Here is a 13950-nt window from a genome sequence, read left to right on the forward strand (position 1 = left end):
CCGATGCGGCGCACAGGTTCTGCATCCGGCGTGATCTACGTCACAATGCCGGAGGGCGATGCGCGAGCTGATGCCGGCTCACGCATCGCCCTCTGAAAGTCTCTCGCCCTCTGAATTAGTCTCTCGCCCTCTGAAGTCTCACGTCCGCGCAAGGTGGTCGCGGACGGAGTCGAGGGTGGCGGCGATGAGACGGGACTGCTCCAGCGGTACCAGGTGGGCGTAGGTGTCACCCCCCACTGCCGCGTCCACCGATTCCACCATGAGGCGATAGGGGTCCACGGACGGATAGCGCCGTTGGCGGACCTCGCCGCTCACGGTGAGGGCGCTGGGGGCCGCGCCGGCGCAGAAGGCCGGCGGGGAGAGGGTGATCGAGCCTGCGGTGCCGCCGGCGGTGAACGTCTCGGACATGCCGCCGACGAGCGAACAGCCGAGGTCGGCCGTCCCCCGGCCGGGGAAGTCGAGCAGGGCCCTCGTGGCCGAGTCGGCGGAGCCGGGCCGCCAGAACTCCTGCTCGGCCCGCACGACTTGGGGGGTCCGCCAGCCGAAGGCGGCGAGCGCGGCGGACACGGCGTAGTAGCCGACGTCGTAGAGGGCGCCGCCGCCGAGAGCGGCATCGAGCCGGTAGTTGCCCGCCGCCGGTGCGAGGCCGTCGAACCGGGCGGTGACGGTGTGGACGGCTCCGATCGCGCCCCGCGTGATCATCGCTTCGAGGTCCCGGGTGCGGGGGTGCCAGCGGTTCCAGGCCGCCTCGACGAGGAGCCGTCCCGTCGCGCGGGCGGTGTCGGCCATCGCGGTGACGTCGGCGGCGGTCAGCCCGAGCGGCTTCTCGCACAGGACGTGCTTGCCCGCGCGCAGGGCGCGTTCCACCCAGGGCCGGTGGGCACTGTTGTGGAGTGCGACGTAGACGACGTCGATCTCGGGGTCGTGGAGCAGCTCCTCGTAACGGGTGTACACCCGCGCGGGGTTGAGGGCCCGGGCGCGCCGGGCGTCGCTCGCTGCCACGGCGTGCAGGCGCGGCTCGTCGGCCGCGTGCACGGCCGGCGCGAGGCTGGAGGCGGCGATCGAACCGGCTCCGAGAAATCCCCAGGTGGCCACGGTCAGTCCTCCTCCGTCGCCGTGGAGGCGGCCAGGTCCAGGACGAGGGAGCTCCATCCGAAGGAGCGCGCGCCGTGCCCGGTGGCGTCCTCCGGGCTGTAGCACTCACGCGTGCCCGAGGCCGCGACGAGTGCACGGGTGCGGGCGGCGAGGGCGTCGGCCTCGGCGCGGTAGCCCCGGCTGCGCAGGCCTTGGTACAGGTACCAGTTGAGGTTGACCCAGCTGGAGCCGCGGAAGATGGCTCCGGTGCGGAACGAGGGGTCGTAGGACGGCTCCGAGGCGGCGACGCTCGGGATCGGGTGGGGCCGCCAGAACTCCCTCTCGTTCAGCAGATGGTCCTCGACGACCCGGTGCGCGGCAGCGGCCGGCACCGAGTCGAGGAGGATGGGGAGGAGCGAGCTCGCGGTGAGGACGTCACGACGTTTGCCCGCGACGAGGTCGAGGTCGTAGAAGGCGCCGGTGGTCTCGTCCCAGCAGTGCCGCATCAGTGCGGCGCCGATCGCGTGGGACTCCTCGGCCAGCCGGGCCGCCGTCCGCCCGTCCAGCCCCGCGGTGCGGGCCAGGCGGGCGAGGCAGGCCAGCCCGTCGGCGTACACGGTGTTGACCAGCACGTCGTTCCAGACGAACAGCCTGCGGTCGCGCAAGGGGGTCTCGGGCGTGCGGGCGGGGGAGGAGTAGGCCGTGATCAGGGACCGCATCGCGGCGTGCCAGGCGTCGTGCACGGCGTCCTCGGGGGCCGACTCGATGCCGAGCGCGGCATCGTACTTGGGGCTGCTGTCCAGGCCGGACTCGTCCGGCTGGTAGATCTCGATCAGGCCGGTGCCGGGGCTCGTGCGGTGTTCCGCGAGCCAGCCGAAGAACGCCAGGGCGGGTGGCAGGACGCGGCGCAGCCAGAGGTCGTCCCGGGTGGCCCGGTACACGTGCTCGATGGCCCGGGCGACGACGGGAGGGGCGATGGTGACGGACCGCCAGCCCTGCCAGAGGTCGATCCGGAAGTCGGCGGTCGCGGTGGGCCTGAGGTCGTCCTGCCAGAGGACCATGTGCGGCAGGAACCCGGTGGGCGTGACGGCGCCGAGCAGGGAGCGGATCTCGTCGCGTGCCCGGCGGGTGTCGACGTGGACGAGGGCGATGGCGTGGAAGCTGCTGTCCCAGGCCCACTGGAAGGGGTACGTGTCGGGGGAGGGGCAGGTGAAGTCGTAGGGGCGCTGTGCCGCCCGGGAGAAGCCGCTGCGGTGGTTGCGGAACAGGGTGTCGCGTGCGTGGGCGGCGGCGCTATCGGCGATCGACATGGGTGGTGACTCCTGAGGATGCGTCGGTGGCCGGCTGTTGTGCGACGGTGCCCTGGTGCTGTCGTACGGCGGCCGCGTGCCGTCGCTGGGTGGCGAGGAGCAGCGCGGCGAGCGGGAGCAGGCATCCGGCGAGGCCGAAGGCGGAGCGGACGCCGAGCCGGTCGGACAGGGCCCCGAGGAGCAGGGGTGCGAGCATGATGCAGGTGCTGACCAGGAGTTGGACGCGGGCCGTGGCCTGGTCGGTCCGGCCGGGGGCCGCGCTCACGGCGAGCGAGAGCGTCAGCGGGAAGAGGTTGGCGACGCCGAGGCCGCTGAGCGCGAGGCCCAGCAGGGCCGGCCAGGGGGAGGCGGCGAGCCACAGCATGAGGAAGCCGCCGGCGGCGACGGCCAGGGCGGCGGCCACCAGGACCGGAGCCGTGCGCCCGGGACGCGAATCGGCCGTCAGGCGGCTTCCGGCGAGACGGCCCGCCAGTTCGCCCCCGTAGAACAGGGCGAGTGCGGCGGCAGATTGACCGACCGTCAGGCCAGCGCTGTTGGTGAGCTGGGGCGAGGCGTAGTACGCGAGGCAGAACTCGAACCCGACCACGGAGCCGCACAGGGTGGCGCGGAGCCAGAACACGATCGGCAGCCGGGCGTGTTCCCCCGCGTCGGCCGCAACGGCGGCGGGCGCGACGCGGGGCTGCAACGGTTCGTTCCGGAAGGCGAGATACATGGCCCCCGCGGCGAGGGCGGGCACGAGAAGGCACCACGTCCAGGAGGCTCCGGCACCTTCGAGGCCGCTGATGACGAGGGGCGCTGTGAGCGCGCTGACACTCGCGGCGGCGTTGGCCTCGACGAGGGCCCGCGCGCGGAGGGAGTCGTGTGCGCCGTGGTGTTCGGCCAGCACCGCCAGGGCCGTGGTCTGCAGCAGGGAGCCGCCGACACCGCCCACCGCGGCCGCGCCGATCGTGGCGGTCGCGGAGAGCCCCGTCGCCAGCAGCAGGGCGCCCACGGCCAGGGCCACGAGGGCGGACCAGAAGAGCGGCCGGTGATCGAGCCGCCGTCGTATTCGGCGGAAGAGCAGGTTGGTGAGCATCGCGCCGGCCGCGAAGGCGGTGGAGTGCAGGCTCATCATCGCGTAGCTGAGGTGCAGATCCCGGCGCAGCAGCGGCAGCAACGGGCCCAGCGCGTACAGGAGGTACGCGTAGACGGCCAGTCCGCCGTAGGCCGTGGTGGTCAGGCGGTCCCGGACGAAGGCGGGGGCCCGGTGGTCCGGGCGGCCCCGCGCGTCGGTGACGGTCACCGGGGTGTCCCGGCCTGCTCGGCGAAGGCACTGGCGGCGTAGCCGTTGGTGCCGTTGGTACCGGCGGACCCGTTGGCGCCGGCCGTGCGCCGCACGTGGTCCAGCAGGACGGAAGGGGCGAGCATGGAGGTCTTCATCGAGGCTCCCCGGCCGTAGCCGGTGAACGCCTCGCGGACGGCGTCCTCGTCGCTCAGGCAGACCCGTGAGGTGATCAGCGGCTCGGGGTCGACCAGGCCCGATTCGACGAGCCGCAGCGCGACGCCGGTGACGTGGGCCGACCGGGCCATCGGGAACGAGCGCACGTCGAAGGGGGTGGAGAGCAGCCTCAGGCCCTTGGCCAGGATCATCCAGGTGTTCAGCCGCTGCGGGACGGCCGTCGCACCGTAGATGACGTAGGCCCCGCCGGGGCGCAGCAGTCCCATCGCGAGTTCGCGGATGTCCTTGCCCGCGCTCTCGCCCCCGTCCCCGCCGTCCGCCCCCGCCGGGCCCGGGGAAGTCTGACCCGGCGGAGTGATGTGGGGCAGGGCGTCGAACACGTAGTCCGCGTACTGGTCGTGGTGTTCGCGCACGTACGCCTGCAGCTCCGCACCCTGGGTGTCGGTGTTGAAGGCGAAGGAGGCCCCGTGGCGCAGCGCGAGGGCCATCCGGTCGTCGTTGCGGTCCAGCACGGTGATCGGGCCCGCACCGAGGTGGCGGTCGAGGACCTGGACGGCCAGCTGGGCGCTCGGGCCGCAGCCGAGGACGACACAGGTGTCGCCCGGCTTCGGCGGGTTGAGCAGTAACGACCGGAGGACCGACGTGAGCGGCTCGATCACGGAGGCCAGATCGGAGGGCACGGACGGCGGCAGGACGACGGCGGCGGCCTGGTCGGCGTCGTAGAAGTTGCGCCCGGTGTACCACGCCGTCTCGACGCCGTGCCGGCCCGGGAAGAGCGGCCGGAGCGCCCGGTACTCGGCCATTCCGCCGAAGTCCGTCTGCCCCCAGTAGGTGACCCGGTCGCCCGGCCGCACGTCGTTCCTGAGCTGTTGTCCGACCTCGACGGCCCGGCCGACGTACTCGTGCCCGGGAATGATCGGCCAGGCCTCCGGAAAGAGGTGGCCGCGGAAGTACGAGACGTCGGTCGAGCAGATGGAAACCGCCTCGGTCTCCAGCAGGATTTCGTTCTCCCGGCATTCCGGGTCGGGCACGATGGTACGACTGAGCTCCCCGGGGGAGGTCATCAGATACGCGTACACGGTATTCCCTCCACGCATGCATGAAATTCCACGACACTCGAATCGGCCCGGGCCGCGTCGCCCTGCCGACAGTGCAGTTCCCCTCGGAAATTCCCGGCATGATTTCACCGGCACCGTTGCCGTCACTCGAACCGCGGGTCGCTCGGGTGATTTCAGGAATCGACCTCGAAGGCGACATCGAGGGCATATCTGTCGCCCGCGTACCGGGACTCGGTGAGTTCGAGCGGCCGGTCGTCCTGGTCCAGGATCAGGCGCTCCTCGACCAGCAGCGCGGAACCCGGTGCCACGGCGAGCAGGTCGGCCTCGACCTCGCCGGCCGCCGCGGCCCTGATGGACGAGTGCCCGCGCGTCGGGATCCGGCCGAGCCCGGCCAGCGCCTCGTGCATCGACGCGGTCGTGAAGTCCACGTCCAGCAGGGCGGACAGGGCCTCGGGGAACACCGCCCGCTCCAGCGCGGTCGGGATCCGGTCGGCCAGCCGCACCCGGCAGATCTCCACGACCCGCGCCTGCGCGACCCGCGCCGATCCGGGCAGCCGGAGCCGGTTGACCTCCTCCGGCAGGGCCGCCCGGGTGCCGGCCGAAATCAGCCGGGACGAAGGCGTCCGGCCTTGCCGGCGCATTTCCTCGCTGAACCGCACGAGGCTTTCCACACGGCGGTGGGTCGGCGGCTCGGCGACGAATGTCCCGCGCCCGGAAACGCGGTACACGAGGCCTTCTGTGACGAGCCGTTGAACGGCTGCTCTGGCAGTCATTCGGCTTACCCCAAACTCCTCGCACAACGCCGTTTCCGAGGGTAGCGGGTCGTGTGGTCGATGCTCGGCGATCCGGCTTCGAAGCGCCTGTTCGATCTGGTAGTACCTGGGTGCAAAATCCGTTCCCAAAAGGGGGCCTCCGAAATTGAGAGTACGCCGTCTAGCTGTCTAGTCAACCAGCCTAGACCTGAACAGAGCGGGACAGATGCCCATGAATGGCAGCAGGGGCAAGAGGTGTGCAAGGTGATCTGCGCCACAGCGGAACGGGCTGTCGGCTCGGGGTCGGCCCACCGGGGCTTCGGCCGCCTGGTTGTCTAGCCGTATAGACAGCTAGATGGCACGGGTCTATGGTCGAAGCAGTCCGCACTGCCGCACCTCCCTTACCGGTCGAAACGCGCAACGCCCACCCTAAGGACAGGCTCATGGACCTCACCAGCATCGATGTCCCGCAGCTGGCCAAGATGATCGACCACTCGCTCCTGCGGCCCGAACTGACCACCGATGAGGTCCTACGGGGCTGCGCACTGGCCGCGAGCTACGACGTCGCCTCCGTCTGCGTGCGCCCCGCCGACGTCGCCCTGGCGGCCAAGGCGCTCGCCGGCACCGGGGTCGCGGTCGGCACCGTCATCGGCTTCCCGCACGGCGGGTCCACCACGGCCGTCAAGGTCCACGAGGCCGAGGTCGCCCTGTCCCAGGGGGCGGCCGAACTCGACATGGTGCTCACCATCGGCCTGCTGCGCAGCGGGGACGACCGCGCGGTGGGGCAGGACATCGAGGCGGTCGTGGAGGTGGCGGCCGGCGCCGGCCCGGTCAAGGTGATCTTCGAGAACGCCTACCTCACCGACGAGGAGAAGATCCGCGCCTGCCGCCTCAGCGCGCTGGCGGGCGCCGACTTCGTGAAGACCTCCACCGGCTTCGCGCCCGGCGGAGCAACCCTGGAGGACGTCAGGCTGATGCGCGCCAACACCCCCGCACACATGAAGGTCAAGGCGGCGGGCGGCGTCCGCACCCTCGACCGCATGCTGGAGTTCGTGGCCGCGGGCGCCGAACGCTTCGGGGCCACCACCACCGCCACCATCCTCGACGACCTCGCCGCCCGCCGCGCCGCGGCCTGACCCCCGCGCCCCGTGGTCGCCGGCCGCCGACCTGACGCGGCGTCCGGCGACCACGGCTCCCATCTCCACGGCATGCTCCCCACAGGCCCGGGCGGTTGACTTTGCCCCCAGGGGCAAGGTCTATCGTCGTACCGGTTGCCGGGCAGGTGAGCCCGGCGAGCATGCCGGGCAAGTACGGGAATTGGCTGAAGGGAGCCTCATGAGACAGCGGATGGCGGACGGCAGCGCGGGCGACGCGGACTACGGCACGATCGGGGGATCGTACGCCTCCTACCGGCAACCCGAGCCACGGATAGCCGCGTTGATCGAGCAGGCACTGGCCGGCGCGCGCACCGTGGTCAACGTGGGCGCCGGGGCCGGCTCGTACGAGTCGGCGGCGTTCGACGTGACCCCGGTGGAACCGTCGGCGTCGATGCGTGCCCAGCGGCCCGCGCACCTGCCCGAGGCGATCGACGGGGTCGCCGAGAACCTGCCGTTCGCCGACGACACGTTCGACGCCGCGATGACCACGTTCAGCGTGCACCAGTGGAGCGACGTGAAGGCCGGGCTGCGGGAGATGCGCAGGGTCGCCCGCGGCCCGGTCGTCGTCCTCACCTGCGACCCGGACCTGGTACGGGACTTCTGGCTGCACGAGTACGCGCCGCTGGTGCTCGACACCGAAGCGCGGCGCTACCCGTCGATCCGGGACATCACCGAGGCCCTGGGCGGCCGGGCCGACGTCACCACGGTGCCGATCCCGGCCGACTGCGTCGACGGCTTCAACGAGGCGTACTACGCCCGCCCCGAACTCCTGCTGGACCCGGCCGCCCGCCAGTCCTGTTCGGCGTGGAGCTTCGTCGAACCGGACCTGGCCCGGCAGTACACCGAGCGGCTCGCGCAGGACCTCGCCGACGGCACGTGGGACGAGCGGTACGGCCACCTGCGGCGGCAGTCCCACCTGAACGGATCGCTCGTCCTGATCCGCGCCACCTGACCCCGAGCCGAACGCGCGCCCGGCCCGGATCGCGCGATCCGGGCCGGGCCCCGTCTGCCGGTCAGTCGAGCGCGGCGAACACGCCGGGTCCGGATCCGGGTCGTCAGAGGCGCTCGGGGACCGGGTTGCCGACGGCCTCGATGGCGCGGCGGACCGGAACCTTCGCCAGCACGGCGAAGCCGATGACGAAGAACACCAGCAGCGAGATGATCGCCGAACGGTAGCTGCCGGTGATCTGGTACGCGAGGCCGAAGACCAGCGGACCCATCCAACTGGTGCCGCGGTCGCTGATCTTGTAGACGCTGAAGTACTCGGCCTCCCGGCCGGCCGGGATGAGGTGGGAGAACAGCGAGCGCGAGAGCGCCTGGCTGCCCCCGAGTACCAGGCCGATCATGCAGGCCAGGGCGAAGAACCAGGCCGGCCGGTGGGCGGGCATGAAGTACCCGAGGGCGAGGGTGATCACCCAGCCGACCAGGGAGCCGAGGACGGTCCGCTTGGCGCCGTACCGGCCGGCGATGCGGCCGAGGAGCAGCGCGCCGCCGATCGCCACGATCTGGACCACCAGGACGGCGGCGACCAACGTGGTCTGGTCCATGCCGAGTTCCTCGCTGCCGTACAGGGAGGCCTGGGAGACGACGGTCTGGATGCCGTCGTTGTAGCAGAGGAAGGCGCCCAGGTAGAGCAGGGTGAGCGGGTAGCGGCGCATGCCGCGCAGGGTGCGGGCGAGTTCGCGCAGGCTGCCGGCGGCGGGGCGGTCGGGCGCGACCTGGGTACGGCCGGGGGCCACGCCGGCGCGGGAGGGCAGCCGGAGCAGCGGGACGACGGTGAACAGTGCCCACCAGAGGCCGGCCGAGGCCAGGCAGATCCGCACGGCGGTGCCGGAGGAGAGGCCGAGCGCGTCATGGCCCTCGAACAGCGCCAGGTTGGCGATCAGCAGCAGACCGCCGCCCGCGTAGCCGTAGGCCCAGCCCTTGGACGAGACCGCGTCGCGCTCGTCGGGCGTGGCCAGGCCCGGAAGGTAGGCGTACGACAGCGCGACCGACACCGCGTACGCGATGTTGGCTATCACCAGCAGTCCGCCGCCGAGCAGGTAGCGGTCGCCGCCGAGGAAGAACATCCCCATCGTGGCGGTCGCGCCGACGTAGGCGAAGCCGCACATCAGTTCCTTGTGCCGCCCGGTGCGGTCCGCGACCGTGCCGGCCAGCAGCATCGCCACGACCGAGACCAGGACGGAGAACGACACCGTGTACGGGAAGAACGACCCCGCGCGGACCGAGAGGCCGAGCGGGTGCACGTCGCCGGACGCGTCGGCGGCGTTCTTGGCGATGGAGGTCAGGTACGGCCCGAGGAACACCGTCAGGACGGTGGCCGAGAAGGCGGCGTTGGCCCAGTCGTTGATGTACCAGCCGAACTGCATCCGGCGCAGGTCGCGGCCGTCGGCCGCGGTGGCCGGGTGGTCCGGCAGGTGGGTCGCGGTGTTCATGGGGTTCCAATCACCGTGCTGGAGCCGCTGCTGCCGTCGGTCCAGCAGCCGCGCTCGCCGAGGACGTCGCGCAGGACGTCGATGCGATCGGCCATGATGCCATCCACACCCAGGTCGAGGAGAGCCCTGATCCGTGTGGGGTCGTCCACAGTCCAGACGTGGACCTGCAGGCCGTGACGGTGGGCGGTGCGCACGAAGGCCCGGTCGACCACCCGGACGCCCCGGTGCCGCTCCGGCACCTGCGCGCACACCCCGGACCACGGCGCCCGGCGTTCGCGGAGCAGTGGCTCAGGGATCAGCGTCTCGGCCAGCGAGTGCAACCGCAGCCGTGCCACCTCGCGCGGGCCGAGCGAGGTGGCCAGCCGGGGACCGGCGGCGGCGCGGACGGCGGCGAGGCGGGTGTCGGAGAAGCCACCGACGCAGACCCGGTCCCACGCGTCGGTGCGGCGGATCGCCTCGACCAGCGGCCGTACGGCCGGCTCCACCTTGACGTCGACGTTGAAGCGGGCCTCGGGGAACGCGCCGAGCAGGTCCTCCAGCAGCGGGATGGGCTCGGTGCCACCGATCCGGGCCTGCCCGACCGTGCGCCAGGGCAGTTCGGCGATCGTCCCGGCCCGGTCGGTGACCCGGTCGAGGCGGGTGTCGTGGAACGCCACCAGCACGCCGTCGGCGGTCGCGTGCACGTCCGTCTCCAGGTACCGGTAGCCGAGGGCGACGGCGGCCTCGAACGCGGCGAGCGAGTTCTCGGGGTGCCCGAGATCACCGCCCCGGTGCGCGAAGGCGAGCGGCCCTCGGTGGTCGAGGAAGGGGTGCATCTCGGGCTCCGAGGTTCTTGCGTTCATGGGGGGACGGGCAGGGGGCAGCGCAGCCCGTTCCGCCTGCGTCCCGGATCACACGCGTGACAGTATTACGCAGCCTGTCAAGTAGTAACGGTGGGTGCGGCGTCGACGACGCGACCAATCGGGCCCTCTTCCCGCGTCGCCACCGAGCAGGAAGGGGGCCTTCCGGGCTGAGGAAGTCAGCGGCGGCGGACGGGAGTTCGGCCGACGGCCGTGAGGGTGAGACCCCGGACCACGAAGGCGACACCGTGGGTGATGGCGGCTTCGCGCTCCTCCTCGGACAGCTCGGCGCGCGGGCCGAGCAGGAGCAGGGAGAGCCCGTGAACGCCGGCCCAGGCGTTGAGGGTGGCCGTCTCCACGGGGTCGGCCAGGAGGTGCGCGGCGTCGATCGCGGTGAGGGCCTCCTGGAGGATGGCGAAGGGCCCGCGCCGCGCCGCCACTGTGGGGGCCGGGTCGGTGGGCTCGGCGGCGCGCGGCCGGCAGCCCGGGAAGGCGGTGGCGAACAGCCCCGGTTCGGCCAGGGCGTAGCGGATGTAGCCGCGACCGACGGCGGCGAGCCGGCTCACCGCGTCGGCCCCTGCGTCGCCCGTGGGTTCGCACCGGCTCAGCTCGGCGTCCATGGCCTCGGCCAGCCGGCGGCGGGCCTCCAGCGCCACCTCGTCGATCAGGTCCGGCAGGGCGGAGAAGTGCCGGTAGGCCGCGTTGGGCGAGACGCCGACGCGACGTGCGGTCTCGCGCAGGACGATGGTCGACGGGCCGCCTTCACGGGCGAGTTCGACTCCGGCCTGCACCAGCGCTTCGCGGAGGTTCCCGTGGTGGTAGGCCCTTTGCTCCGGGGTGGTGGGCGCTGAATCCATGCTCAATGTTAACAGCGTGAACACTTTCGTCGACGAGTCGCCCCCGGTCTGATCCGTCGACGAGGCAGAGTCGGCTTCTCGCCCTCGAATCCCATGGTGCTGCCCGGTAATTGAGCCACTGCCGACTGTGAGCCGGGGATGTTGACGGCGTCCACATCGGCGCGTAAGTTCACACTGTCCACATTGGGGGGGGTGACTGCCGAACCGGCCGTGCGGCTACCTACTGGACGTGATCCCACCTCACATCGAGCAGATCGGGGACTTCCATGACCAGCACCACCGCTCCCGTCGCGACCACCCCCACCGCACGGACCGGGAGGCGCGGACGAGTCCCGTGGGCCGTCGTCCTGCTGACGTCGCTCGCGATCGTCGGGTACGTCGTGGCCACCTACGCCCAGGCCGGACTGCCCATCGCCGCGTCGCAAGGGGGCCTGTCCCGCACCTACGCCGAGCGCCCGATCGCCATCCAAGTCGCCTTCTACGTCCACATCGTGACGGCCTCGCTGGCGCTGCTCGTCGGCCCGTTCCAGTTCTCCACCGCACTGCGCCGAAGGTCCCTCGCGGTCCACCGCTGGACCGGCCGCGTCTACGTCCTCGGCATCGCCGTCGGCTCCGTGGCCGCGTTCGTCATGTCGTTCGTCAGCTCGATCGCCTTCGACGGCTTCTTCGGGTTCGGCAGCCTCGCCCTGCTCTGGGCCTGGACCACCTGGCGGGGCTACCACGCCGCCCGCAACCGCGACCTGCCCGGCCACCGCGCCTGGATGATCCGCAGCTTCGCCCTCACCTACGCCGCCGTCACCCTACGAGCCTGGCTCGGCGTCCTCATCGCCCTCCAACTGCTCACCGCCCAGGGCCCCGTGGACGGCACGCGCATCTTCGACACTGCCTACGCCGTCGTGCCCTTCCTCTGCTGGCTGCCCAACCTCGTCGTCGCCGAACTCCTCATACGCCGCCGCGGCCTCCCGTCCTACCGCCTCACCCCGGCCCCCGCCACCGACCCCCGCAGCGCCGGGGCCTGACGTCCGGCCGCCGCCGAGTTCCGGTGGCGGCGCGGCAGCAGGCACGCAGCCTGGAGACGCCCGCTGGTGGTGCCTTCGGATCCTCATGGTGGGGGTGCGAGTGAAGCCGGACGGCTCGCGGCAGCGGCCTCGAACTGCTCGTTGAATGCCAGGGGCTCGGCGAGGCAGTCCTCGTCTGTCATCGTCATGCGTCGACAGTCGCAGCTGTCCGCGACAACACCCTGCCACCCTTTCCCGGTGAACTGCGCCACAGCCCCCTGTCGCACTACCTGCTCCCCGACGTCCTGGCCGTGTCATCCGGATGCACCCGAGGCTCACCCACCGCGGTCCCTTGACGGGTTGTTTCAGTGGGTCAGGAGGCCCCTTGACCCCAGTTCGCGCTCCGATTATGAGGCTTATTCTGCTCCCTCCAGATTCCCCGATGTCGCTCCTCACCACGGCGCGGCTGCGGCTGTGGCTGTCGACTCCGGGGCCAAACGGTCCTGCATCGCGGCAGACAGCAACGACGGGAAGCTGCGGTCAAGAACACGCCGATCCGCAGGTGACTGCCAGCTTCAAGGCGCCGAATCCGCCACACCGGGCGCTCCACACCGCTACAGCGGCCTCCGCCACCCGCTTCACCACCGCCCAACATCGGCGGTGGTCCGGCCTCCGCCGAACCATGACACAAGCCCCGCCCCAGAAAAGGCCGTCCCCGCATTGCTACGGGGACGGCCTGCCGGCCTGCGTAAACGTCACGTCGGCCGGGGCAGCAGGATCTGAATCTGCGCCCCCCGACTCTCATCGCCCTATGATCTTCCCGCCGAAAGGGCGGACATTTTTGCGATCACGAGTCGCAGAGCCAGGGATCCTGCCTCACTGATCTGCATATTCGCCTCCTCGCGATCGTCCTACCGGTAACTTCTCCCGGCACTGTCCAGAATACTCCGCACTGCGAGAATTCGAGGCCGCCATGCACATAAATCATTATTCAAAGATTCCCGCGCGTGACGTTTGGCCAGAAAAGTCACCCGAGGGATACCCTGCGCCGCACCCCACGGCGACAAGATCCATCCTGGCTGATGCGGGAGAGAGGTGGGACCACAACCGATGACGCGAGCCTCCTCCTGGTCGAGTGGCGGGGCGGCACCGCCGATCACCTCGCCGTGCCAGAACGGTAGGCGGCCCCTCAGCGGAGACCGGCCGCAGCCGCGCCCGGCAGCACAGCGCGCACACTCTGCGCCCATGCGTACATGCGCTGTCCGAACGTTTCCGGCAACTCCCGACGGCGGCCCACCAACCGCCCCGTGCTCACCCCGGAGGCCAGGGCTGTGGCCGGGTTATACGGTGGAAGAGTTCACCGTCCACGGCCTGCGGATTACTGCGGTGCCCTGGCGGCTGCATCAGGCCGTCCACAACGAGCCCGAGGCGGGTGTTCGACATGACCGCGACCTCCGATCCCACCGCTGCCCAGCCACCGGGGCCAGAACCGCCGGTCCGACTCACGCTGACACCCGAGGGCGCCACCCGGGGCCGGCTGGACGGGGCCTGGTGGCCGCGCTCGCACGACCTCCTGCGCGAACTGCCCCCGTTGGCGGCAGCACTGGACCCCACGTGGGGGAGGGTCACCCGCGTCACCGTGAATCCGACGCACTGGCCGGTCATCCCCCGGCGCGTCCCGGTCGCCGGCCACGTCATCCACGTCGGGTGGTTCGAACAGGAACAGGACGCGGACGAGGTGGTCGTGTGCTCCTTCACCCCTACGCGCCTTGAGCTCCTGGTGATTCCCCCCGAGGCCGAGGCCTCCGCCGCCGAGTGGCTGATGACAGCGGCGTCCGACCCGGCGAACACGCGCACCGGCACCGACCTCCTGACAGCCGCGGGTGTGCCAACCGGAGACCCGCGGGCAGGCGGGTGACAACGATCAGCAGCGGACGGCACCATGCCGTTCACCGCCGGCCCCGACCCTGACTTCCCGCACGGATGGACGTCCGGCGCAGACACCGGTGATGCGCCGCGCCGCGCCCGTCCC

At 71.4% G+C, this 13950-nt stretch carries 12 protein-coding genes and 1 pseudogene; 4 read left to right on the top strand and 9 right to left on the bottom strand.

Annotated features, from left to right (window positions below; all coding sequences use genetic code 11):
• Positions 1 to 138: 138 nt before the first annotated feature.
• The 6 genes and pseudogenes from KV557_RS24105 to KV557_RS44915 form a co-directional block, all read right to left on the bottom strand.
• On the bottom strand, positions 139 to 1095 hold the full coding sequence (locus KV557_RS24105; protein WP_218203551.1) for a Gfo/Idh/MocA family protein: 957 nt from the start codon (positions 1093 to 1095) through the stop codon (positions 139 to 141).
• A gap of 2 nt (positions 1096 to 1097) precedes the next feature.
• Positions 1098 to 2384 (bottom strand): amylo-alpha-1,6-glucosidase, encoded by a 1287-nt coding sequence (locus KV557_RS24110; RefSeq protein ID WP_218203552.1) that lies wholly within the window; start codon positions 2382 to 2384, stop codon positions 1098 to 1100.
• Positions 2368 to 3666 (bottom strand): MFS transporter, encoded by a 1299-nt coding sequence (locus tag KV557_RS24115; protein WP_218203553.1) that lies wholly within the window; start codon positions 3664 to 3666, stop codon positions 2368 to 2370. The genes KV557_RS24110 and KV557_RS24115 overlap by 17 nt, the downstream gene beginning before the upstream one ends.
• Positions 3663 to 4919 carry a zinc-dependent alcohol dehydrogenase gene (locus KV557_RS24120; RefSeq protein ID WP_218203554.1) on the bottom strand — a complete coding sequence of 419 codons (1257 nt, stop codon included), beginning with the start codon at positions 4917 to 4919 and terminating at the stop codon, positions 3663 to 3665. The genes KV557_RS24115 and KV557_RS24120 overlap by 4 nt, the downstream gene beginning before the upstream one ends.
• A gap of 134 nt (positions 4920 to 5053) precedes the next feature.
• Positions 5054 to 5551, bottom strand: coding sequence for a GntR family transcriptional regulator (locus KV557_RS42940; protein ID WP_308130046.1), 498 nt, complete (start codon positions 5549 to 5551; stop codon positions 5054 to 5056).
• Between the two features lie 36 nt (positions 5552 to 5587).
• Positions 5588 to 5782 (bottom strand): annotated as a pseudogene (locus KV557_RS44915) (GntR family transcriptional regulator); the annotation flags it as partial.
• Between the two features lie 293 nt (positions 5783 to 6075).
• On the opposite strand from KV557_RS44915, the gene deoC reads away from it, so the two are divergent.
• Both deoC and KV557_RS24135 read left to right on the top strand, forming a co-directional pair.
• Entirely contained in the window at positions 6076 to 6768 is a 693-nt protein-coding gene (deoC, locus tag KV557_RS24130) for a deoxyribose-phosphate aldolase (protein ID WP_218203556.1), read from the top strand.
• 199 nt (positions 6769 to 6967) lie between these two features.
• Complete coding sequence (locus tag KV557_RS24135; RefSeq protein WP_218203557.1) at positions 6968 to 7741, top strand: class I SAM-dependent methyltransferase; 774 nt, start codon at positions 6968 to 6970, stop codon at positions 7739 to 7741.
• Between the two features lie 103 nt (positions 7742 to 7844).
• On the opposite strand, the gene KV557_RS24140 is transcribed toward KV557_RS24135, so the two are convergent.
• From KV557_RS24140 to KV557_RS24150, 3 genes are all read right to left on the bottom strand, one after another.
• Positions 7845 to 9224 (bottom strand): MFS transporter, encoded by a 1380-nt coding sequence (locus KV557_RS24140; protein ID WP_218203558.1) that lies wholly within the window; start codon positions 9222 to 9224, stop codon positions 7845 to 7847.
• On the bottom strand, positions 9221 to 10066 hold the full coding sequence (locus KV557_RS24145; RefSeq protein WP_218203559.1) for a glycerophosphodiester phosphodiesterase: 846 nt from the start codon (positions 10064 to 10066) through the stop codon (positions 9221 to 9223). The genes KV557_RS24140 and KV557_RS24145 overlap by 4 nt, the downstream gene beginning before the upstream one ends.
• A 176-nt stretch (positions 10067 to 10242) precedes the next feature.
• Entirely contained in the window at positions 10243 to 10920 is a 678-nt protein-coding gene (locus KV557_RS24150) for a TetR/AcrR family transcriptional regulator (RefSeq protein ID WP_218203560.1), read from the bottom strand.
• A gap of 266 nt (positions 10921 to 11186) precedes the next feature.
• Here KV557_RS24150 and KV557_RS24155 point away from each other — a divergent pair, with 266 nt between their 5' ends.
• The gene (locus KV557_RS24155) at positions 11187 to 11939 is read left to right on the top strand and encodes a DUF2306 domain-containing protein (protein WP_218203561.1); all 753 of its coding nucleotides are present in this window, start codon (positions 11187 to 11189) and stop codon (positions 11937 to 11939) included.
• Between the two features lie 1420 nt (positions 11940 to 13359).
• Complete coding sequence (locus KV557_RS24160) at positions 13360 to 13836, top strand: DUF5994 family protein (RefSeq protein ID WP_218203562.1); 477 nt, start codon at positions 13360 to 13362, stop codon at positions 13834 to 13836.
• Positions 13837 to 13950 lie beyond the last annotated feature (114 nt).

The sequence above is a fragment of the Kitasatospora aureofaciens genome (assembly GCF_019192735.1).
GTDB lineage: Bacteria > Actinomycetota > Actinomycetes > Streptomycetales > Streptomycetaceae > Kitasatospora > Kitasatospora aureofaciens_A.

Bases quoted from the DNA above. Each gene is read 5' to 3' on its own strand.
- KV557_RS24110 (WP_218203552.1), bottom strand. From the start codon at position 2,384: ATGTCGATCGCCGATAGCGCCGCCGCCCACGCACGCGACACCCTGTTC.
- KV557_RS24120 (WP_218203554.1), bottom strand. From the start codon at position 4,919: ATGCGTGGAGGGAATACCGTGTACGCGTATCTGATGACCTCCCCCGGG.
- deoC (WP_218203556.1), top strand. From the start codon at position 6,076: ATGGACCTCACCAGCATCGATGTCCCGCAGCTGGCCAAGATGATCGAC.
- KV557_RS24135 (WP_218203557.1), top strand. From the start codon at position 6,968: ATGAGACAGCGGATGGCGGACGGCAGCGCGGGCGACGCGGACTACGGC.
- KV557_RS24140 (WP_218203558.1), bottom strand. From the start codon at position 9,224: ATGAACACCGCGACCCACCTGCCGGACCACCCGGCCACCGCGGCCGAC.
- KV557_RS24145 (WP_218203559.1), bottom strand. From the start codon at position 10,066: ATGAACGCAAGAACCTCGGAGCCCGAGATGCACCCCTTCCTCGACCAC.
- KV557_RS24150 (WP_218203560.1), bottom strand. From the start codon at position 10,920: ATGGATTCAGCGCCCACCACCCCGGAGCAAAGGGCCTACCACCACGGG.
- KV557_RS24155 (WP_218203561.1), top strand. From the start codon at position 11,187: ATGACCAGCACCACCGCTCCCGTCGCGACCACCCCCACCGCACGGACC.
- KV557_RS24160 (WP_218203562.1), top strand. From the start codon at position 13,360: ATGACCGCGACCTCCGATCCCACCGCTGCCCAGCCACCGGGGCCAGAA.